This window comes from Nitrosospira sp. CT (assembly GCF_059489795.1).
Genome location: NZ_JCAHZJ010000054.1, coordinates 1 through 18,359, shown reverse-complemented (window position 1 = coordinate 18,359; position 18,359 = coordinate 1). Strand labels below are relative to the sequence as shown.

34 protein-coding genes are annotated in these 18,359 nt (G+C 51.0%); 32 read left to right on the top strand and 2 right to left on the bottom strand.

Features of this window, described 5'->3' with window-relative positions; translation table 11 throughout:
* The 32 genes from AC52W5_RS09090 to AC52W5_RS08935 form a co-directional block, all read left to right on the top strand.
* Positions 1-120: EF-Tu C-terminal domain-related protein (locus AC52W5_RS09090; protein WP_495670759.1), on the top strand; the 120-nt coding region annotated here is incomplete at its 5' end.
* Between the two features lie 86 nt (positions 121-206).
* Positions 207-515: a 30S ribosomal protein S10 gene (gene rpsJ, locus AC52W5_RS09085; RefSeq protein ID WP_011380122.1), complete on the top strand. Its 309-nt coding sequence runs from the start codon at positions 207-209 to the stop codon at positions 513-515.
* A 109-nt stretch (positions 516-624) separates the two neighbouring features.
* Positions 625-1,335 carry a 50S ribosomal protein L3 gene (rplC, locus tag AC52W5_RS09080; RefSeq protein ID WP_495670758.1) on the top strand — a complete coding sequence of 237 codons (711 nt, stop codon included), beginning with the start codon at positions 625-627 and terminating at the stop codon, positions 1,333-1,335.
* Positions 1,335-1,955, top strand: a complete 621-nt coding sequence (gene rplD / locus AC52W5_RS09075) for a 50S ribosomal protein L4 (protein WP_074971982.1) — start codon at positions 1,335-1,337, stop codon at positions 1,953-1,955. Before rplC ends, rplD begins: the two co-directional genes overlap by 1 nt.
* Positions 1,952-2,287: a 50S ribosomal protein L23 gene (rplW, locus tag AC52W5_RS09070; protein ID WP_495670757.1), complete on the top strand. Its 336-nt coding sequence runs from the start codon at positions 1,952-1,954 to the stop codon at positions 2,285-2,287. The genes rplD and rplW overlap by 4 nt, the downstream gene beginning before the upstream one ends.
* Complete coding sequence (gene rplB / locus AC52W5_RS09065; RefSeq protein ID WP_074971978.1) at positions 2,287-3,120, top strand: 50S ribosomal protein L2; 834 nt, start codon at positions 2,287-2,289, stop codon at positions 3,118-3,120. Before rplW ends, rplB begins: the two co-directional genes overlap by 1 nt.
* A gap of 6 nt (positions 3,121-3,126) precedes the next feature.
* Positions 3,127-3,408 (top strand): 30S ribosomal protein S19, encoded by a 282-nt coding sequence (gene rpsS, locus AC52W5_RS09060; protein WP_074971976.1) that lies wholly within the window; start codon positions 3,127-3,129, stop codon positions 3,406-3,408.
* 11 nt (positions 3,409-3,419) lie between these two features.
* A complete protein-coding gene (gene rplV / locus AC52W5_RS09055; RefSeq protein WP_011380128.1) occupies positions 3,420-3,767 on the top strand; it encodes a 50S ribosomal protein L22 in 348 nt (115 codons plus the stop codon).
* Between the two features lie 15 nt (positions 3,768-3,782).
* Positions 3,783-4,643, top strand: a complete 861-nt coding sequence (gene rpsC / locus AC52W5_RS09050; protein WP_495670756.1) for a 30S ribosomal protein S3 — start codon at positions 3,783-3,785, stop codon at positions 4,641-4,643.
* Positions 4,627-5,043 (top strand): 50S ribosomal protein L16, encoded by a 417-nt coding sequence (gene rplP, locus AC52W5_RS09045; protein ID WP_011380130.1) that lies wholly within the window; start codon positions 4,627-4,629, stop codon positions 5,041-5,043. The genes rpsC and rplP overlap by 17 nt, the downstream gene beginning before the upstream one ends.
* 2 nt (positions 5,044-5,045) lie before the next feature.
* Positions 5,046-5,246 carry a 50S ribosomal protein L29 gene (gene rpmC, locus AC52W5_RS09040; RefSeq protein WP_074971973.1) on the top strand — a complete coding sequence of 67 codons (201 nt, stop codon included), beginning with the start codon at positions 5,046-5,048 and terminating at the stop codon, positions 5,244-5,246.
* Entirely contained in the window at positions 5,243-5,509 is a 267-nt protein-coding gene (gene rpsQ, locus AC52W5_RS09035; RefSeq protein WP_074971971.1) for a 30S ribosomal protein S17, read from the top strand. Before rpmC ends, rpsQ begins: the two co-directional genes overlap by 4 nt.
* Before the next feature lie 199 nt (positions 5,510-5,708).
* Positions 5,709-6,077, top strand: a complete 369-nt coding sequence (gene rplN, locus AC52W5_RS09030; RefSeq protein ID WP_011380133.1) for a 50S ribosomal protein L14 — start codon at positions 5,709-5,711, stop codon at positions 6,075-6,077.
* 22 nt (positions 6,078-6,099) lie between these two features.
* Complete coding sequence (gene rplX, locus AC52W5_RS09025) at positions 6,100-6,417, top strand: 50S ribosomal protein L24 (RefSeq protein ID WP_495670755.1); 318 nt, start codon at positions 6,100-6,102, stop codon at positions 6,415-6,417.
* Between the two features lie 34 nt (positions 6,418-6,451).
* A complete protein-coding gene (gene rplE, locus AC52W5_RS09020) occupies positions 6,452-6,991 on the top strand; it encodes a 50S ribosomal protein L5 (protein WP_495670754.1) in 540 nt (179 codons plus the stop codon).
* A 6-nt stretch (positions 6,992-6,997) separates the two neighbouring features.
* Positions 6,998-7,303, top strand: a complete 306-nt coding sequence (gene rpsN, locus AC52W5_RS09015; RefSeq protein WP_074971968.1) for a 30S ribosomal protein S14 — start codon at positions 6,998-7,000, stop codon at positions 7,301-7,303.
* A 145-nt stretch (positions 7,304-7,448) separates the two neighbouring features.
* Entirely contained in the window at positions 7,449-7,844 is a 396-nt protein-coding gene (gene rpsH, locus AC52W5_RS09010) for a 30S ribosomal protein S8 (protein ID WP_074971966.1), read from the top strand.
* 10 nt (positions 7,845-7,854) lie between these two features.
* Positions 7,855-8,388 carry a 50S ribosomal protein L6 gene (rplF, locus tag AC52W5_RS09005; protein WP_495670753.1) on the top strand — a complete coding sequence of 178 codons (534 nt, stop codon included), beginning with the start codon at positions 7,855-7,857 and terminating at the stop codon, positions 8,386-8,388.
* Between the two features lie 11 nt (positions 8,389-8,399).
* Positions 8,400-8,756, top strand: a complete 357-nt coding sequence (gene rplR, locus AC52W5_RS09000) for a 50S ribosomal protein L18 (RefSeq protein WP_074971962.1) — start codon at positions 8,400-8,402, stop codon at positions 8,754-8,756.
* 13 nt (positions 8,757-8,769) lie between these two features.
* Positions 8,770-9,312 carry a 30S ribosomal protein S5 gene (gene rpsE, locus AC52W5_RS08995; protein WP_074971960.1) on the top strand — a complete coding sequence of 181 codons (543 nt, stop codon included), beginning with the start codon at positions 8,770-8,772 and terminating at the stop codon, positions 9,310-9,312.
* Complete coding sequence (gene rpmD, locus AC52W5_RS08990) at positions 9,309-9,497, top strand: 50S ribosomal protein L30 (RefSeq protein WP_074971959.1); 189 nt, start codon at positions 9,309-9,311, stop codon at positions 9,495-9,497. The genes rpsE and rpmD overlap by 4 nt, the downstream gene beginning before the upstream one ends.
* A complete protein-coding gene (gene rplO / locus AC52W5_RS08985) occupies positions 9,498-9,929 on the top strand; it encodes a 50S ribosomal protein L15 (RefSeq protein ID WP_074971957.1) in 432 nt (143 codons plus the stop codon).
* Positions 9,930-9,946: 17 nt separating this feature from the next.
* A complete protein-coding gene (gene secY / locus AC52W5_RS08980; protein ID WP_074971956.1) occupies positions 9,947-11,275 on the top strand; it encodes a preprotein translocase subunit SecY in 1,329 nt (442 codons plus the stop codon).
* Positions 11,276-11,292: 17 nt separating this feature from the next.
* Positions 11,293-11,511 carry a translation initiation factor IF-1 gene (gene infA, locus AC52W5_RS08975; protein ID WP_011380144.1) on the top strand — a complete coding sequence of 73 codons (219 nt, stop codon included), beginning with the start codon at positions 11,293-11,295 and terminating at the stop codon, positions 11,509-11,511.
* A 17-nt stretch (positions 11,512-11,528) separates the two neighbouring features.
* Positions 11,529-11,642: a 50S ribosomal protein L36 gene (gene rpmJ / locus AC52W5_RS08970; protein WP_074746766.1), complete on the top strand. Its 114-nt coding sequence runs from the start codon at positions 11,529-11,531 to the stop codon at positions 11,640-11,642.
* 52 nt (positions 11,643-11,694) lie between these two features.
* A complete protein-coding gene (rpsM, locus tag AC52W5_RS08965) occupies positions 11,695-12,072 on the top strand; it encodes a 30S ribosomal protein S13 (RefSeq protein WP_074971954.1) in 378 nt (125 codons plus the stop codon).
* A 45-nt stretch (positions 12,073-12,117) separates the two neighbouring features.
* Positions 12,118-12,507 carry a 30S ribosomal protein S11 gene (rpsK, locus tag AC52W5_RS08960; protein WP_074971952.1) on the top strand — a complete coding sequence of 130 codons (390 nt, stop codon included), beginning with the start codon at positions 12,118-12,120 and terminating at the stop codon, positions 12,505-12,507.
* A 9-nt stretch (positions 12,508-12,516) separates the two neighbouring features.
* The gene (rpsD, locus tag AC52W5_RS08955; RefSeq protein ID WP_074971951.1) at positions 12,517-13,143 is read left to right on the top strand and encodes a 30S ribosomal protein S4; all 627 of its coding nucleotides are present in this window, start codon (positions 12,517-12,519) and stop codon (positions 13,141-13,143) included.
* Between the two features lie 33 nt (positions 13,144-13,176).
* Complete coding sequence (locus AC52W5_RS08950; protein ID WP_495670752.1) at positions 13,177-14,181, top strand: DNA-directed RNA polymerase subunit alpha; 1,005 nt, start codon at positions 13,177-13,179, stop codon at positions 14,179-14,181.
* The gene (gene rplQ / locus AC52W5_RS08945) at positions 14,168-14,554 is read left to right on the top strand and encodes a 50S ribosomal protein L17 (RefSeq protein WP_495670751.1); all 387 of its coding nucleotides are present in this window, start codon (positions 14,168-14,170) and stop codon (positions 14,552-14,554) included. The genes AC52W5_RS08950 and rplQ overlap by 14 nt, the downstream gene beginning before the upstream one ends.
* A 244-nt stretch (positions 14,555-14,798) precedes the next feature.
* Positions 14,799-15,158 (top strand): hypothetical protein, encoded by a 360-nt coding sequence (locus tag AC52W5_RS08940; protein WP_495670750.1) that lies wholly within the window; start codon positions 14,799-14,801, stop codon positions 15,156-15,158.
* 60 nt (positions 15,159-15,218) lie between these two features.
* Positions 15,219-15,641, top strand: a complete 423-nt coding sequence (locus AC52W5_RS08935; protein WP_495670749.1) for a hypothetical protein — start codon at positions 15,219-15,221, stop codon at positions 15,639-15,641.
* A gap of 61 nt (positions 15,642-15,702) precedes the next feature.
* Here AC52W5_RS08935 and AC52W5_RS08930 read toward each other — a convergent pair whose 3' ends face one another.
* Together AC52W5_RS08930 and gluQRS are read right to left on the bottom strand one after the other, a co-directional pair.
* Positions 15,703-16,830, bottom strand: a complete 1,128-nt coding sequence (locus AC52W5_RS08930; protein WP_495670748.1) for an NAD(P)/FAD-dependent oxidoreductase — start codon at positions 16,828-16,830, stop codon at positions 15,703-15,705.
* Positions 16,831-16,997: 167 nt separating this feature from the next.
* On the bottom strand, positions 16,998-17,909 hold the full coding sequence (gene gluQRS, locus AC52W5_RS08925; RefSeq protein ID WP_495670747.1) for a tRNA glutamyl-Q(34) synthetase GluQRS: 912 nt from the start codon (positions 17,907-17,909) through the stop codon (positions 16,998-17,000).
* Between the last annotated feature and the right edge of the window lie 450 nt (positions 17,910-18,359).

The following is an 18,359-nucleotide window of genomic DNA, read 5'->3' as shown; positions in this document are numbered from 1 at the left end:
AATGTGTCGGTGACGGTAAACCTGATTGCGCCGATTGCGATGGAAGAAGGCCTGCGTTTTGCGATTCGTGAAGGCGGCAGGACCGTTGGCGCAGGTGTCGTGGCAAAAATTATCGAATAGCAACAGGATCAAGGATCGGGTTTAAGATTTACGCAGGGTGCGTGTCGGTCAATTCGGAATCCGAGTCCTCAACCTGAGGTTGGATTATGCAAAGTCAAAAAATACGTATTCGTTTGAAAGCGTTCGATTACCGGTTGATAGACAAATCGGCGCTGGAGATCGTGGAAACCGCAAAACGTACTGGCGCTGTAGTCAAGGGCCCGGTGCCTCTGCCAACGCGCATCGAGCGTTTTGATGTGCTTCGTTCGCCTCATGTCAACAAGACTTCACGTGATCAATTCGAAATCCGCACTCATTTGCGGCTGATGGACATCATGGATCCAACCGATAAAACGGTGGATGCGTTAATGAAGCTGGATCTGCCTGCCGGGGTGGATGTCGAGATAAAGTTGTAGTTTTGCAGGGTAATTCTGAGTATGTTCGCAACGAATGACTCGGGTTCCTGTTCAATTAACATGAATTGCCGGTCAATTGTAATCGGCACCTTTTAGAAGGGTAATTAGAATGAGTTTAGGGCTCGTCGGCCGTAAGGTCGGCATGACTCGTATTTTCACCGAAGAAGGTGATAGCCAGCCTGTCACAGTGCTGGACGTGTCTAATAATCGTGTCACACAAATCAAGACGCCCGCTAATGATGGGTATTCCGCCGTGCAAGTCACGTTTGGCAAGCGTCGGGCCATCCGCGTAAACAAACCTTCGGCCGGGCATTTTGCCAAGGCAGCTGTAGAGGCGGGAGAGATTCTGAGAGAGTTCCGCGTCGCAGAAGAAACCCTTGGAACTCTCAGTCCCGGAGCAGTTATCGGATTGGATATTTTTCAGCCGGGGCAGAGGGTGGATGTAACCGGTATCTCGATCGGAAAGGGTTATTCTGGCGCCATCAAGCGTCACGGCTTCGCTTCTAACCGGGCGAGTCACGGTAACTCACGGTCTCATAATGTTCCCGGTTCCATCGGCATGGCGCAGGATCCCGGTCGCGTCTTTCCCGGAAAGCGCATGTCCGGTCATCTGGGGAATGTGAGGAGCACCATTCAAAACCTGGAAATACTGCGAATCGATGCCGAGCGCGGGCTGTTGCTCATCAAGGGCGCTATTCCCGGATCGAAAGGCGGGGACGTGACAGTTTCGCCAAGCATTAGATCTGGAAGGCCCCTCAATAACAGCAATGTCAATGCCACCGCAAAAGGCGGCGCGAAATCTGGCAAGAAGGGTGGATAATGGAACTTAAACTTATTGACGATAATGGGCAGTCGTCTGCAAACGTTTCAGCTTCCGAAACCCTGTTTGGCCGGGAGTATAATGAAGCCCTCGTGCATCAGGTTGTAACAGCTTATCTTGCCAATGCACGCAGCGCCAACAGGGCGCAAAAGGCACGATCGGATGTCACCAAATCCACTCGTAAGCCCTGGCGGCAGAAAGGTACGGGGCGCGCTCGCGCCGGCATGGCATCGAGTCCTTTATGGCGAGGCGGAGGGAAAATATTTCCCAATAGTCCGGAGGAGAATTTCAGCCATAAAGTCAATCGCAAGATGTACCGCGCGGGTATCGGCGCGATTCTCTCGCAACTGGTTCGTGAAAACCGATTGTCGGTAGTGGAAAATTTTGTCGTTGATGCACCCAAGACGAAAGTATTGGCACAGAAGTTGAAAGATATGGGACTGGATCAGGTCATGATCATTACAGATAGCATTGATGAGAATCTTTATCTCTCGTCAAGAAATCTTCCGCTCGTCAAGGTTGTTGAAGCGGGTTATGCTGATCCAGTCAGTCTCATGCGCTTTGCAAATGTACTGATTACGCGTAATGCGCTGGCAAAAATGGAGGAGATGCTTGCATGAGCGCCCAAACATTCAACCCTGAGCGCCTGATGCAGGTGATATTGTCGCCTCAGGTATCGGAAAAAGCGACGTTTATAGGCGAGAAATACAACCAGATGATCTTTCGCGTAGCTCCGGATGCAACAAAGCCGGAAGTCAAAGCCGCAGTGGAATTGATGTGGAAGAATCAAAAGGTTGAAGTGGAAAGCGTGCGCATATCCAATGTCAAAGGCAAGGAAAAGCGTTTTGGCCGTTTCATGGGGCGGCGCAGTGGCTGGAAGAAGGCTTACATCAGCATCAAGGCCGGTCAGGAAATCAATTTTTCTGAAATTGCTCAAGGAGAGGTCAAGTAATGGCGCTGGTTAAAGTCAAACCGACCTCTCCAGGTCGTCGGGCGGTAGTCAAGGTCGTCAATGCTGGCCTGCACAAGGGCGCACCTTACCCGCGTCTGGTGGAGAAGCAGAATCGCACTGCCGGACGTAACAATAAGGGGCAAATCACTACTCGCCACATAGGCGGGGGTCACAAGCAGCATTACCGCGTCGTGGATTTTCGCCGCAACAAGGATGGAATCGCAGCCAAAGTGGAGCGGCTGGAATATGATCCGAATCGCAGCGCGAATCTCGCGCTTCTCTGCTATTCCGATGGCGAACGGCGCTACATTATTGCGCCAAAAGGCATCATTGCAGGCATGCAACTGATGAGCGGCGCAGATGCGCCTATAAAGAACGGCAATGCATTGCCGCTGCGCAATATTCCGGTCGGCAGCATCATTCACTGCGTGGAAATGATGCCGGGTAAAGGTGCGCAGCTTGCTCGTTCAGCCGGAGCTTCGGTTCAACTTCTAGCGCGCGAGGGAGATTATGCCCAGTTGCGTCTGCGCTCGGGAGAAATCCGCAGGGTACACGTGAACTGCCGTGCGACGATCGGGGAAGTGGGAAACGAGGAGCATAACCTGCGAGCTATCGGCAAGGCAGGAGCGCAGCGGTGGCGTGGCATCAGGCCAACGGTGCGTGGGGTGGCGATGAATCCGATAGACCATCCCCATGGCGGGGGTGAAGGTAAAACAGCGGCGGGACGTCATCCTGTCAGCCCATGGGGAACGCCTTCCAAGGGTTTTCGTACGCGGGTAAACAAGCGTACCGACGGCATGATTGTGCGACGTCGTTATTCAAACAAGGGATAATGAATCATGGCTCGTTCTATAAAGAAAGGCCCATTTGTTGATCTGCACCTCCTGTCCAAAGTGGAGGCCGCGCGTGCGACCAATGACAAGCGACCTATCAAGACCTGGTCGCGCCGCTCAACGGTATTGCCGGATTTCATTGGCTTGACGATTGCCGTGCATAATGGAAAGCAGCACGTTCCGGTATATGTTACTGAGAACATGGTCGGGCACAAGCTCGGCGAGTTTTCTCATACACGTACTTTCAAGGGGCATTCCGGCGATAGAAAAGCGGCTGGAAGGAAATAGGAATAATCATCATGGAAACAACTGCTGTATTGCGTGGAGTCAGGTTGTCCGAGCAGAAAGGCCGGCTCGTTGCGGATCAGATCCGTGGACTGCCGGTGGAGCGCGCGCTCAACCTGCTTGCGTTCAGTCCCAAGAAGGCTGCGGTCATCATTCGTAAGCTTCTCGAATCAGCTATCGCAAATGCCGAGCATAACGAGGGAGCTGACATAGATGAGCTGAAGGTGTCCAGGATATATGTCGACAGAGGGCCGTCTCTCATGCGTACCAGTGCGCGCGCCAAGGGGCGGGGCAATCGCATTGTCAAGCCGACTTGTCACATTCTTCTTACTGTTGGCGATAAAGCCAGCAACAAAAAATAAGGCTGAACAGGCATTATGGGACAAAAAATACATCCGACAGGTTTTCGGCTTTCCGTCCTGAAGAACTGGTCATCCAAATGGTATGCCAACGGAAAAAATTTTCCCGGCATGCTGAACGAAGACATCAAGGTTCGGGAATATTTGAAAAAGAAACTGGCGCATGCGTCTGTCGGTCGCGTAGTTATCGAACGGCCATCGAAGAATGCGCGTATCACAATCTACAGTTCACGTCCTGGGGTAGTGATAGGCAAGAAAGGCGAGGATATCGAAGTTTTGCGGGGGGCGCTGCAAAAGCTTATGGGTGTCCCGGTGCATGTAAATATCGAAGAAATCCGCAAACCGGAAATTGATGCGCAACTGATTGCCGATAACATCGCACAGCAACTGGAAAAGCGCATCATGTTTCGCCGTGCAATGAAGCGTGCCATGCAGAATGCGATGCGCCTGGGTGCTCAGGGTATCAAGATCATGAGTTCAGGCCGGTTGAACGGTATTGAAATTGCTCGTACCGAATGGTATCGGGAAGGACGTGTGCCCCTTCATACGCTGCGGGCCGATCTCGATTACGGAGTCTCCGAGGCCAAGACAACCTATGGCGTGATCGGAATCAAGGTCTGGGTATTCAAGGGCGAAGTGATAGGTCGAGGTGAACAGGCAGGCGCGGGTACAGCCGCAACGCAGACCCTGCCTCCAGGGGGAGAGCCGGAAACCAGGCGTCCGCCGCGAAGGCCAGCGGGAAGAGCAGATGCCAGATCGGACGGGAAAGCTGGTGAGAAGAAAGCTCTCCGAAAATCTGACAGCAGTTCTGAGGAATCTGCCACAAAGCCGGCAAAGAAGCCAGTAAAGCCAGGAGTGAACGATGCAGCAGCCAGCTAGAACAAAATATCGCAAGCAGCAAAAAGGGCGGAACAAGGGCATTGCAACCCGGGGCGCCAAGGTGAGTTTTGGCGAATACGGTCTCAAGGCCGTGGGACGGGGACGTTTAACAGCCCGGCAGATCGAGGCTGCGCGGCGTGCGATGACCCGTCATATAAAGCGGGGTGGCCGTATCTGGATACGTATTTTTCCGGACAAGCCTATTTCGCATAAACCCGCCGAAGTCAGGATGGGTAACGGAAAAGGTAATCCAGAGTATTTTGTGGCAGAAATTCAGCCCGGCAAAGTGCTATATGAAATGGACGGCGTCGATGAGGTACTGGCTCGCCAGGCATTCCGACTCGCAGCTGCCAAGCTTCCGATCCTGACAACTTTTGTTGTACGACAAGTAGGCGGTTAATCATGAAATCCAGAGTCAAGGAACTGAGAAACAAGAATTCCGTGGAATTGCAGCAGGAATTGCTGGAGTTGCTGAGGGCGCAGTTTGGTCTGCGGATGCAGCATGCAACCCAGCAGTTAAGCAATACTTGCCAACTGAGCAATATTCGTCGGGACATAGCGCGTACCAGAACCATTCTTAGCCAGAAGGCAAGGCAGTCATGAGCGAAGCGAATTTAAACCGTACTCTTAGCGGAAAAGTGGTAAGCGATAAAATGGATAAGACTATTACTGTTCTGGTTGAACGTAAGGTCAGACACCCGCTTTACGGAAAGATTATGGTTCGTTCCAAAAAATATCATGTTCATGACGAAACCAATGAGTTTCACACCGGGGACATGGTGGTGATAGAAGAGTGTCGTCCATTATCCAAAACAAAAGCCTGGCGTGTCGTCAAGTTGATGCAGAAAGCCGAACAGGTGAGTTGATTACGAGCAAAACCGGCTTTGGGAAGTATTTTCTTCCTTGTTTTTATAATCCGGTTGTCTTATAATTCTGCCTCTTCATTTTTAAGATATCTTAATTTTTTTGCGGCCAGTAAGTGCTGGCGGCATCGTAACCCGAACGGGTTCCAATACTATCCTAGCCTTTGGTTCGGCTGGAAAAGTTGGAGAGAGTGAGTAAATCATGATCCAAATGCAATCGATTCTGCAAGTCGCCGACAATACTGGCGCCCGGTCACTCATGTGCATAAAGGTATTAGGCGGTTCCAAGCGACGTTATGCGGGTATTGGCGATATTATAAAAGTCAGCGTAAAGGACGTGGCGCCTAGGGGTCGCGTCAAGAAAGGTGAAGTGTACAACGCAGTCGTAGTACGAACTTCGAAAGGGGTGCGTCGCGCGGATGGATCATTAATCAAGTTCGATGGCAACGCCGCAGTACTGTTGAATGCCAAACTGGAACCAATCGGAACGCGCATTTTCGGTCCTGTTACACGTGAGTTGCGTACCGCACGTTTCATGAAAATTGTTTCGCTCGCACCTGAAGTACTGTAGGGCGCGAGATAAGGAATCAAACATGAGCAAAATAAAGAAGGGAGATGACGTGGTTGTCATCACCGGCAAGGACAAAGGTAAGCGTGGCACAGTGCTGCGCGTCATGAAGCCGGATCTTGTGGTCGTTGAGGGTGTCAATCGCCTCAAGAAGCATCAGAGACCCAATCCGAATAAAGGCGACACGGGTGGAATCGTCGAAATGGACAGTCCTATCCAGGTTTCAAACATCGCAATCTACAATCCCGCAACCCGGAAGGCAGACCGGATAGGTTTCAAAACCGTCGAAGGAAAAGGCAAAGCCCGCTGCTTCAGGTCGAATGGGGATCTGATCGATACCTAAGGGTTAAGGCCCAAGGGCTAGGGGAAAACAATATATGGCACGCTTACAAGAATATTATCGTAGTACTGTAGTCCAGCAGTTGATGGAGCAGTTTGGCTATAAGTCCGTGATGGAAGTGCCGCGCATTCGCAAAATCACCCTCAATATGGGTGTGGGCGAGGCGGTCGCGGACAAAAAAATCATGGATAACGCCGTGGGCGACATGCAAAAGATTGCAGGCCAGAGGCCTGTGGTGACGAAAGCTAGAAAATCCATTGCCACCTTCAAGGTTCGTGATGGCTATCCGGTAGGTTGCATGGTTACGCTGCGCCGCGTTCGCATGTACGAATTCCTCGATCGCCTGGTGAATATCGCTATACCGCGTATTCGTGATTTTCGCGGTATTTCCGGCAGATCTTTCGATGGACGCGGCAATTATAATATGGGTATAAAAGAGCAGATCATTTTCCCTGAGATCGAATATGACAAAATCGATGCGTTGCGGGGGATGAACATCACGATTACCACGACTGCAAAGACAGATGCGGAAGCAAAGGCATTGCTGGCAGCATTCAAATTTCCATTTAAAAACTGAGGGAGCATGGCTAAGGTAGCAGTTATTAACCGTGATCTGAAACGTCGGAAAACCGTCGAGAAATTCGAGGCGCGACGTGCTGAGCTGTTGGCGATCATCAATGATTCCAGCGTAGGTGACGAAGATCGTCATTCGGCCAGGATCAAGTTGCAGATGTTGCCCCGCAATGCCAGCCCGGTGCGATTGCGCAACCGCTGCTCGCTTACAGGCCGCCCTCGGGGAGTATATAGCAAGTTTGGGTTGGGTCGTGGCAAGCTTCGTGATATCGCCATGAGCGGAGAGATTCCGGGCATCATCAAGGCGAGTTGGTAGACGAGTGAGGGTAATGATTGATGTGTTTGATTCAGGGAATCGAACAGGCCGCGTAAATTTATGGATCAGATCCAGTATGATTAATGTGGTTTCAAGGATTTCGTATTCCCCGATAACGAAAGTCGGATTTCCAGAGGTATTCTAGATGAGCATGAGTGATCCCATTGCAGATATGCTGACGCGAATTCGTAACGCGCAGTTGTCTGAAAAAACATCTGTCTTAATGCCTGCCTCCAAGCTCAAAGCAGCTATTGCTCAAGTGCTGAAGGATGAGGGGTATGTCGAGGATTTTATAGTTCATGAGGCCGACGGAAAATCGATACTGGATATCAGCCTGAAGTATTACGCAGGACGTCCGGTAATTGAAAAAATAGAGCGTGTCAGTCGTCCTGGTTTGCGGATATATAAAGCCAGCAACAAACTTCCCAATGTAATGAATGGCCTTGGGGTGGCAATCGTATCGACGTCGAAAGGCGTAATGACAGAAAGAAGGGCGCGCGCAAATGGTGTAGGCGGCGAAGTATTATGCATCGTGGCGTAAGGATATAAAAATGTCTCGAGTGGGTAAAAATCCTGTTTCAGTTCCGGCAAATGTCGAAGTCAGCCTATCCGGGTCAGAAGTGGAGGTAAAGGGTCCGCTGGGTATCCTGCGTCGCGAGCTTGTTTCGGATATTTCGATTGAGCGCGAGGGCGAAAACCTGGTAGTGAAAGTGGCAAATGATTCCAAGCATGCCAACGCAATGTGGGGGACCACGCGCGCGCTGCTCGCCAATATGGTGAAGGGTGTTACCACCGGTTTTGAGAAAAGGCTGACCCTGGTTGGCGTAGGATACCGCGCCCAGGCTGCGGATAACGTCCTTAATCTGACGTTGGGATTCTCTCATCCAGTCGCTCACAAGATGCCCGAAGGTGTCAAGGTCGAGACTCCCAGTCAGACCGAGGTCGTCATCAAAGGTATGGACAAGCAGCAGGTAGGACAAGTGGCTGCGGACGTACGTGCTTACAGGGAGCCGGAGCCATACAAGGGCAAGGGCGTGCGCTATGCGGGCGAAGTCATCGTCCTGAAGGAAACGAAGAAAAAATAATCAGGGTAAATATGTCGAATTCCATAGAATCCCGTTTACGGCGCGCGCGGCAGACGCGTGCCAAAATTGCTGAATTGAAGGTAGTGCGACTGGCAGTTCATCGCAGCAATTCTCATATTTATGCGCAGTTGATAGACGGCTCCAGTAGCAAGGTGCTCGCCAGCGCATCCACTCTCGAGCCGGAGTTGCGCAAGGAGCTTCCCAATGGGGGAACGGTTACTGCAGCGGCAGTCGTGGGTAAAAGGGTTGCAGAGAAGGCTCGGGGTCTCGGCATTGAGACGGTTGCATTTGACCGTTCAGGCTTCAAATACCATGGGCGTGTGAAAGCATTGGCTGACGCTGCCCGTGAAAACGGCCTCAAATTCTGAGTGAGGAACGATAATGGCTAAAATGCAGGGGCGGATGCAGGGCAAAATGGCTCCAGGAGACGACCGCGGAGATGGACTCAAGGAAAAAATGGTGGCCATCAATCGCGTTACCAAGGTGGTCAAAGGAGGACGTATTCTGGGCTTCGCCGCTCTGACAGTTGTCGGGAATGGCGATGGCGGCGTGGGTATGGGTAAGGGTAAATCGCGCGAGGTACCCGTAGCGGTACAAAAGGCGATGGACGAGGCGCGCCGCAAGATGATCAAGGTGAGTCTCAAGAATGGAACGCTCCAGCACCCGGTAATCGGCCGGCATGGCGCGGCCAAGGTGTACATGCAACCAGCATCCGAGGGAACCGGTATCATTGCCGGCGGACCCATGCGTGCAATATTTGAAGTAATGGGTGTACACAATATCCTGGCCAAATGTATTGGCTCGACCAATCCGTACAATGTCGTCCGTGCGACTCTCAACGGCCTTCAGGCGATGAACAATCCTGCTGAGATAGCCGCCAAGCGAGGCAAGAGCGTCGAAGAGATTCTGGGGTTGGAAAAATGACGCAAAATACGAAGAAGATAAAAGTAACCCTGGTGAAGAGTTTGATTGGAACGAAACAGGCACATAGGGCAACCGCACGGGGATTGGGGCTGCGCCACATTAACAGCAGTGTCGAAGTGGAAGATACCCCCGCGGTGCGAGGCATGATCAATACCATTTATTACCTCGTAAAGAGTGAGGTTTAGATGCAACTGAATTCCATTAAACCAGCCCCTGGCGCCAAGCATTCAAAGCGCCGGGTAGGTCGTGGTATCGGCTCCGGTCTTGGCAAGACCGCCGGTCGAGGACATAAGGGGCAGAAATCCCGTGCGGGCGGTTTTCATAAAGTCGGCTTTGAAGGGGGTCAAATGCCCTTGCAACGGCGATTGCCCAAGCGCGGCTTTGTTTCGCCCACAAAAAAGAATGATGCAGAGGTGCGCCTGTCAGCGCTTGACAGAATACCAGGCGATACCATCGATATACTGATCCTGAAGCAGGCAGGACTCGTTTCCGGTTCCGCCTTGAACGTCAAGGTAATACTTTCGGGAAAGATCGAGCGCGCAGTGAAGCTTCAGGGCATTCCAGTGACCAAGGGCGCGAAAGCAGCTATTGAAGCTGCCGGCGGTAGCGTTGAATAAGTACGAGAGGATATATATTGGCCGCTAGCGATTCCCTGCGGGGACTCTCCGGAAAGCTCGGTGACTTGAAGCGCCGGTTATGGTTTTTGCTGCTCGCATTGGTTGTCTACCGTATTGGCGCGCATGTGCCGGTGCCTGGTATTGATCCGGTCGTACTGAAGGATCTGTTCGAATCGCAGCAGGGCGGCATCCTGGGCATGTTCAACATGTTTTCCGGTGGTGCCCTATCCCGCTTTTCGATATTTGCCTTGGGCATCATGCCGTACATTTCGGCATCGATTATCATGCAGTTGGGCACCGTGGCATTCCCTTATCTCGAGACACTGAAGAAAGAGGGGGAATCAGGGCGCAGAAAGATTACCCAGTACACCCGGTATGGTACTCTGGGTTTGGCGCTGGTTCAGGGTTATGGTATTTCGATCGCACTACAGTCCCAGCCTGGCCTGGTGATCGAGCCCGGCCCGATGTTCCTGCTGACCACGGTTATAACATTGGTGACAGGTACCATATTTCTCATGTGGTTGGGAGAACAGATTACTGAACGCGGCATTGGCAACGGGATTTCGCTCATTATATTTGCCGGGATCGCTGCAGGTCTTCCAAGTGCAATTGGAGGCACGCTGGAGTTGGTGCGAACGGGTGCCATGCACTTTCTGGTAGCCCTCGGAATTTTCGTGGCGGCTACGGTTGTTACGGGATTCGTTGTCTTTGTCGAGCGGGGACAACGCAAGATACTGGTGAATTATGCAAAGCGTCAGGTCGGACGTAAGGTTTATGGCGGTCAAAGCTCTCATTTGCCGCTTAAGCTGAACATGTCCGGCGTGATTCCGCCGATCTTTGCTTCCAGCATAATATTGTTTCCCGCTACGCTGGCTGGTTGGTTTTCGACGGGGGAATCAATGGACTGGCTGAAGGATATAAGCGGGGCGCTATCGCCCGGTCAGCCGGTTTACGTGATCATGTATGCGGCCATGATCATATTCTTCTGCTTTTTTTATACGGCGCTGGTGTTCAACCCCAAGGAAACTGCAGAAAACCTGAAAAAGAGCGGAGCATTCATTCCTGGCATTCGACCGGGTGATCAAACGGCACGATATATTGAGCGCATCATGTTACGCCTTACGCTCACCGGCGCGATCTACGTAACGCTCGTGTGTCTGTTGCCGGAATTTTTGATTTTGAAGTGGAATGTTCCATTTTATTTTGGCGGAACTTCCCTGCTTATTATCGTCGTGGTAACGATGGATTTCATGGCACAGGTGCAAGCCTACATCATGTCTCACCAGTATGAGAGCCTGTTGAAAAAAACCAACTTCAAAGGCGGTGGCGGATTGCCGGCGAGATAAAGTGCATCAAGGATAGGATGGCAAAGGAAGAAACCATACAAATGCAGGGCGAGATACTGGAAACGTTGCCGAATGCGACTTTTCGGGTCAAGCTGGAAAACGGACATATAGTGCTGGGACATATTTCCGGCAAGATGCGGATGCACTACATTCGGATTTTGCCGGGAGACAAGGTAACAGTAGATCTGACACCATACGATTTGAGCAGGGCGCGCATCACGTTTCGCGCCAAGTAGCCGGAGAGGGGTAAATAATGAAAGTACTGGCATCAGTAAAAAAAATTTGCCGGAATTGCAAAATTATCAGACGCAACCGGATAGTGCGAGTGATTTGCACAGATCCGAGGCATAAACAGCGTCAGGGTTGATTCGACTACGCATTCTAAGATGTTATAATCCAAAACTTTTGTAGGAAAACGTATGGCCCGTATTGCTGGAGTAAACATCCCCAATCATCAGCATGCTGAAATTGCGCTGACAGCAATTTATGGCATCGGTCGTGCGAGAGCTCGTGAGATTTGTGAGGCCTCTGGAATCAGTGTATCGACCAAGATGAAAGACGTAACCGACGCGCAAATGGACAAGTTGCGGGATAACGTCGCAAAATTTGTGGTCGAAGGCGATCTGCGGCGGGAAGTTTCAATGAATATCAAACGCCTGATGGATCTCGGCTGCTACCGCGGATTGCGTCATCGTCGTGGCCTCCCCGTGCGGGGGCAGCGTACCCGCACGAATGCCAGGACGCGTAAGGGACCCAGGAAGGCTGTTCGTGCATCCAGCGCCAAGGCAGGAAGATAAATTTTAGCCAGCCAACCGAATGGCAGGGCAGAAGGATAGATCAATATGGTAAAAGCAGCTACGCGAGTACGCAAGAAAGTCAAAAAGAATGTGGCGGAAGGTATTGCGCATGTACATGCTTCGTTTAATAACACTATTGTGACGATAACGGACCGTCAGGGGAACGCGCTATCGTGGGCTACTTCCGGAGGGGCAGGTTTTAAGGGGTCACGCAAAAGTACACCGTTTGCCGCCCAGGTTGCAGCCGAGCAAGCCGGCAGGGTTGCACAGGAATACGGGGTAAAGAACCTCGAAGTGCGCATAAAAGGTCCGGGACCAGGGCGGGAATCTGCAGTACGTGCACTGAATGCAGCCGGTTTTAAAATTACCAGTATTTCGGATGTGACACCCGTTCCACATAACGGCTGTCGGCCACCGAAGAAACGTCGTATTTAAGGAGTTACTGTGGCGAGAAATCTTGATCCCAAATGCCGTCAATGCCGACGTGAGGGTGAGAAGCTGTTCCTTAAAGGTGAAAAATGTTTTACCGATAAGTGTGCTATTGAGCGCCGAAATTATGCGCCTGGGCAGCACGGTCAGAAAAGCGGCCGTCTATCGGACTACGGCGTGCAACTACGCGAAAAGCAGAAGCTGCGCCGGATATATGGAGTGCTGGAGCGTCAATTCCGTAATAGTTACGAGCTTGCGGAGAGGCAGCGCGGTGTCACAGGCGAAAATCTTCTCCAATTACTGGAATGCCGGCTTGACACGGTTTCCTATCGCATGGGGTTTGGCGCATCGCGGTCCGAAGCACGTCAGATTGTCCGTCATAATGGGATTCTGGTAAATGGCAGGAGAATCAATATTCCTTCCTATCAGGTAAAACCGGGGGACGTCATAGAGGTTACAGAGAAGGCAAAGAGTCATTTGCGCATCAAGGCATCCGCGGAAGCTGCCGAGCAGCGGCACTTCCCGGAATGGCTGGAGGTGGACACTAAAGCCATGAAGGGAACTTTCAAGAACAAACCCGAGAGATCCGATTTACCATCGAGCATTAATGAATCTCTTGTAATTGAATTGTATTCCAAGTAATGAGTTGCCACGTTTCCGCAAAAGGGTCAGGCTATGCAAAGTAACACCTTTCTTACGCCGCGTATTATCGATGTGCAGAATATATCACCGCTCCATGCCCGCATCACCATGGAGCCGTTCGAGCGCGGCTATGGCCATACGTTGGGCAACGCGCTACGACGTATCCTGCTTTCATCGATGCCGGGGTTTGCGCCAACAGAAGTTCAGATCAGTGGTGTCGTCCACGAATATTCGGCCCTGGACGGGGTGCAGGAAGACGTAGTTGATATTCTGCTCAATCTCAAGGGTATTGTCCTGAAATTGCACAATCGTACAGAGGCACTTCTGACCCTGAGCAGAAAAGGGGAGGGAACGGTTACTGCGGGGGATATCGAGGGAGGACATGATGTCGAGATCATTAATCCCGACCATATTGTCGCGCACCTTACGGCCGGCGGCAAGCTGGATATGCAGATCAAGGTGGAAATGGGACGGGGCTACGTGCCTGGAACTGTCCGCCAATTGGCGCGTGAAAGTCGCGCTATCGGCAGCATTCTGCTGGATGCCTCTTTCAGTCCCGTGCGGCGGGTAAGTTACGCCGTGGAAAGCGCACGGGTTGAACAACGCACCGATCTGGACAAGTTGATCATGGACATCGAAACCAACGGTGTAGTTGATCCCGAAGAAGCAATCCGGTATGCGGCAAAAGTCCTGGTCGAGCAACTCTCCGTATTTGCGGATCTCAAAGGCACGCCGTTGCCCGTGGAACAGCCGAAACTACCTCAGATTGATCCGGTGTTGCTTCGGCCGGTGGATGATCTTGAGCTCACAGTACGTTCCGCGAATTGCCTCAAAGCGGAAAATATATACTATATTGGCGACCTGATTCAGCGGACGGAAACCGAGTTATTGAAAACTCCCAACCTGGGGCGGAAATCCTTGAACGAAATCAAGGAAGTACTTGCTTCTCGCGGGTTGACGCTGGGTATGAAGCTGGAAAGCTGGCCACCTGCCAATCTTGATAAGGGTAAAAAGGATACAAGTCATGCGGCACCATAATGGACTAAGGAAGCTTAATCGCACGAGCAGTCACCGCTCGGCTATGTTGCGGAACATGACCAACTCGCTGTTGCGGCATGAGATTATAAAAACGACTTTGCCCAAGGCCAAAGAGTTGCGTCGAGTTATTGAGCCGATGATAACGCTCGGGAAGAAACCATCGCTGGCTAATCGTCGACTTGCATTTGACCGGTTACGGGATCGTGATATGGTTGGAAAACTGTTTAGCGAACTGGGTCCTCGCTACCAGACTCGCAATGGCGGATATCTGCGTATTCTCAAGTTTGGGTTCCGAAAGGGCGATAATGCGCCCATGGCGCTAGTTGAATTGATGGACCGCCCGGAACGGCCAGCCGCGGACACGGAAGGTTAGGCAAGTTAGGCAGTTTTTTGGAAGAAAAAAGCCGGGTCACCCCGGCTTTTTTGTATTACCCTATTATAATTTCCAGGGGGGCGACATACGATCCAGATTCCGGTCATGCGCGTCAGGCTATTCGGATATACGAAGTCTGCATTCCGATTTTATACCGAGGTTGCGTCTATCCCGGAATCCGCATCTGTTTTCCACCCGGACAAAGACACAATTAATTTTTTCCTGTTCAGATAGGATGGCCCTGATGGAACTTGCAGATTGGACTGATGAGGAACTCGATTCGGTCCGTGAGAAGCTACAAACCTGGTGTGTTAAACGGCAGGAGCCCACATGGGCGAACAGATTCCTGAACTGGACAGGATTCATGGGCGCTTTTTCTGTTCTCACCGGGCTCATGGATATGTTCTTCGGCGGGCCGGCAGCAGTAAATGCCCTTCTGGTTGTTCTTGGGACTCTTGCGTGTTTTTCATGGTACAAGGGTGATAAACAACGAAAGAAGAATATCCAGTTTCTCGAAAAACTTGACCAGGAAATTGCCCGGCGAGGTGGTAAGAGCAAAAAGAATGCACCTGTTGTCAGAGACGCCGAGAAACATATTTCATAATGGAGCCTTATAACCGGCATCTCCTTTTTCGGGGCGCCTGGTGATCACAGGAAGGCGGACTTGGAGCAGGGCGAAAACAGGGAAGTTTTTGCATCTCTTTGCCAGTTCCTCTGGATGCAAGGACAACTGATACCTCTTATATATGACCTCAGCCATGAGGTTTATTCAGACCAGGGCATTACATTGCCAACATTGAAAGCACTAGAAGCAGCTGGTTTGATATCTGTGAACCCAGCAGGATATGTAAAGAAAGGGTTTGGTCAGCACACACGTTTGTTTTATTTCGGACGACCGACGAAAATACGATTCCTCGAGGAAGCCGGCAATCAACTTGATCTTGGTCATGTGCTCCTGACAGATAAAGGAAAAGCGCTGGCAATAACAAACTGTGAGGTGCAGAGTAATCAACGATTTTATGAATATGTAGTCGAAAAGTGGCTTCAACAGGGACTGGTGGTGTCCTCCATTCTCCGAAAACAGTGATTTGACCATTTTTCCTTTTCCATCTGTCGCATTCGAGTAAGGCGCAGGCTTTCTTTTTTCTTCAAACCAGGTAGGTGTCAAGCCCTGTCAGCAGCAAATCATATTGCGCTTCCACCAACTCCTTGATCACCATTGCCGGCATGCCTCCAACCACATTGCCTTCCAATGCCAGCCAGCCTATTGCGTCCATTGGTCCCAGGCTCACTACATAACCTAAATCCCGATGAAGGTAAGGCTCAAGCAATCGCAAGGCGCCTGAGTGACGCAGTATATTCCGGGCGGAAAGCATTCCTTTTCTTACCGCGGATTGGGCAGTCATAGTATTGGAGCCCGGAGCACGATAGATGCAGCAATCTCCCGCTGCAAAAATGTTCGGCAACACCGTGCCTTCAACCACTACCTGTCCAAAGATGTTGGCAGAAAATGGTGTTTCCAGCTTTTTACCAATGAACAGGAAGGAGATTGAGGAGGGCAGGTTAAACTCGCGCCCCGTCAGGTTATCTCCCAATAGAATCTGCTCCCCCTGTTGTCCGAGATAACGGGTATCAGGAAAAAATTCGATCCCCAGTTCGGTCATCTTGGACTGGGTATAGGTGGAAAAACCGATGGGGAACTGGTTGAGTACCCGGTTCTCGCCATGGACAAGACGCAGATTGCACCCGATTTGATAGCGCTTGAGGAAATGAGCGATTTCAAAAAGAAATTGAATTCCCGTTGCTCCCCCGCCTATCACTGAAACAGATCGCGCGATTGCACCGGGTTGGTTTAACCACTCATGGAACACATCGGAACCTGATATTGCCATGAAGTCGAGCAGATCAAAGACATTCTCCGGTTTATTCACCTGCATTACAGGAGAGCCCGAGGCGAGGAGCAGATAGTCAAATTCCAGTATTTCATTATTAACTTCAAGGAATCTATCGTTCTGCCACTGCCGTAGGACCGATTCACTCGGATTCAATTCTGCGCAAACGTGGCGGCAGCCGAAACGATTTTCCAGGATGGAAAACGGGATCAGGAAATCGTCCAGTGGATATCGGAAAGTCTCGTGCAGATGAGTGATCTTGAGATGTTCGAACCGGGGATCAATGATGACGACATCAGCTTCCGGCATGTGACGCAAGAGGGTAACCAGTGCCGCGATGCCGGCATAGCCTCCACCAACCACGACAATCTTGAGTCGCTTCAATCTAGGTATGTAAAATGGCAGAAAAGGCACGTTCTTCCTTGAAAAGCCGATAAAATCGCGTATTTCTTGTATTTCTTCGATATAAATTCGTTTCTAAGCCGGTAGTACTGACAGCCTGGTAGCCGGTTTTCATTTCATCTACTATCCGTCGGGCAAATTCACTCTGGTTAAAACATGAGTGACATGTTTTTTGGAATTGCCTCCCGACTCCAGTTTTCGATTGCCCATATCCAGAATGACCTCAAGCTGCTCTCGCTTACTTTCGGTGGTGGCGTTTGGCCGAGAAACCGGATGGCCTTCACGAGCTGCAAAACGGGATGCGAAGTGTCCACTGGGGCTGCCTGCGTCTGTTTACTGAGTTTTTCGCCCCATGCGTTGACCACTACCGGGAGGTGCATATAGGAGGGGATGGAGTAGCCCAGCAGTTTTTGCAGGTGAATCTGCCGGGGAGTCGAGTTCAGTAAATCACCTCCCCGCACCACGTGCGTAATACCCTGTTCGGCGTCATCCACCACGACCGCTAGCTGGTAAGCAAAAACCCCGTCTGCGCGACGTATCACGAAATCGCCTATGTCGCGCTGGAGTCGTTGTTGCCGTATGCCTTGTACTGCATCCTCAAATTCAATCAGATCATTATTTGTACATAGTCGCCATGCACCGGAAAATTCTGGTTCGTGTTTGCGGTGGCGGCAAGTTCCGGGGTAGACAGGTCCTTCTATCCCAAGAACTGATGAATCGGCAATTTCCTTACGGCTACAACTGCAAGGGTAAATCAGATCCTGTTTTTCAAGTGCCCTCAAAGCCGCCTGATAGGCCTCCTGTCGTCGTTCTTGATATACCACTGACCCATCCCATTCCATCCCAAGGAGATGCAGGGTATTCAAAATCTCTTCTGAAGCACCTGGAATTTCCCGCGCCATATCGAGATTTTCGATTCTGACCAGCCATTCACCACCCCGTGATTTTGCCTCCAGATAGCTGCCTACAGCAGTGACAAGAGAACCAAAATGCAACGGTCCGGTAGGAGAGGGGGCAAACCGACCGCGATAGACCGGCGAGAGAGGGAAGGCATTTTCCACCCGTTAATCCTGATTAATGGAGTCTCACAATATCCATTGAACCCTCAGGTTCCTATTCTCCAATCGCTCTACTTTCAGGGGCGGTAACATGATGAGTATACTCAAATAATGAAACTATATGGGGCGAGTTACCATGATCTTGCCGAATAGGCAGAGAAATCAGGTATGGGAAAGAACGAAATTCTATAACCTTTTTAGCAAGATGGATTTATACTGCCGAAACCTCGAAACCGAAACTTCTTGGCAGCTCATGGAAAGGCGTGATTTCAGCTTATGTGATTTGTCCATGTTGCGGATTTCAGGAGCAGGATGTGCATTTTGGCACGAAGTTTGCCCTATTTGCCCACTGACAAACTGCTTGACTTAAGTGTATGGCGGGGAGTAGTCTTTACGGGCTTATGGGTATGTAAAGTACTGGTAGCGGGAATATGGGTGGTACCAGGGAGGGGT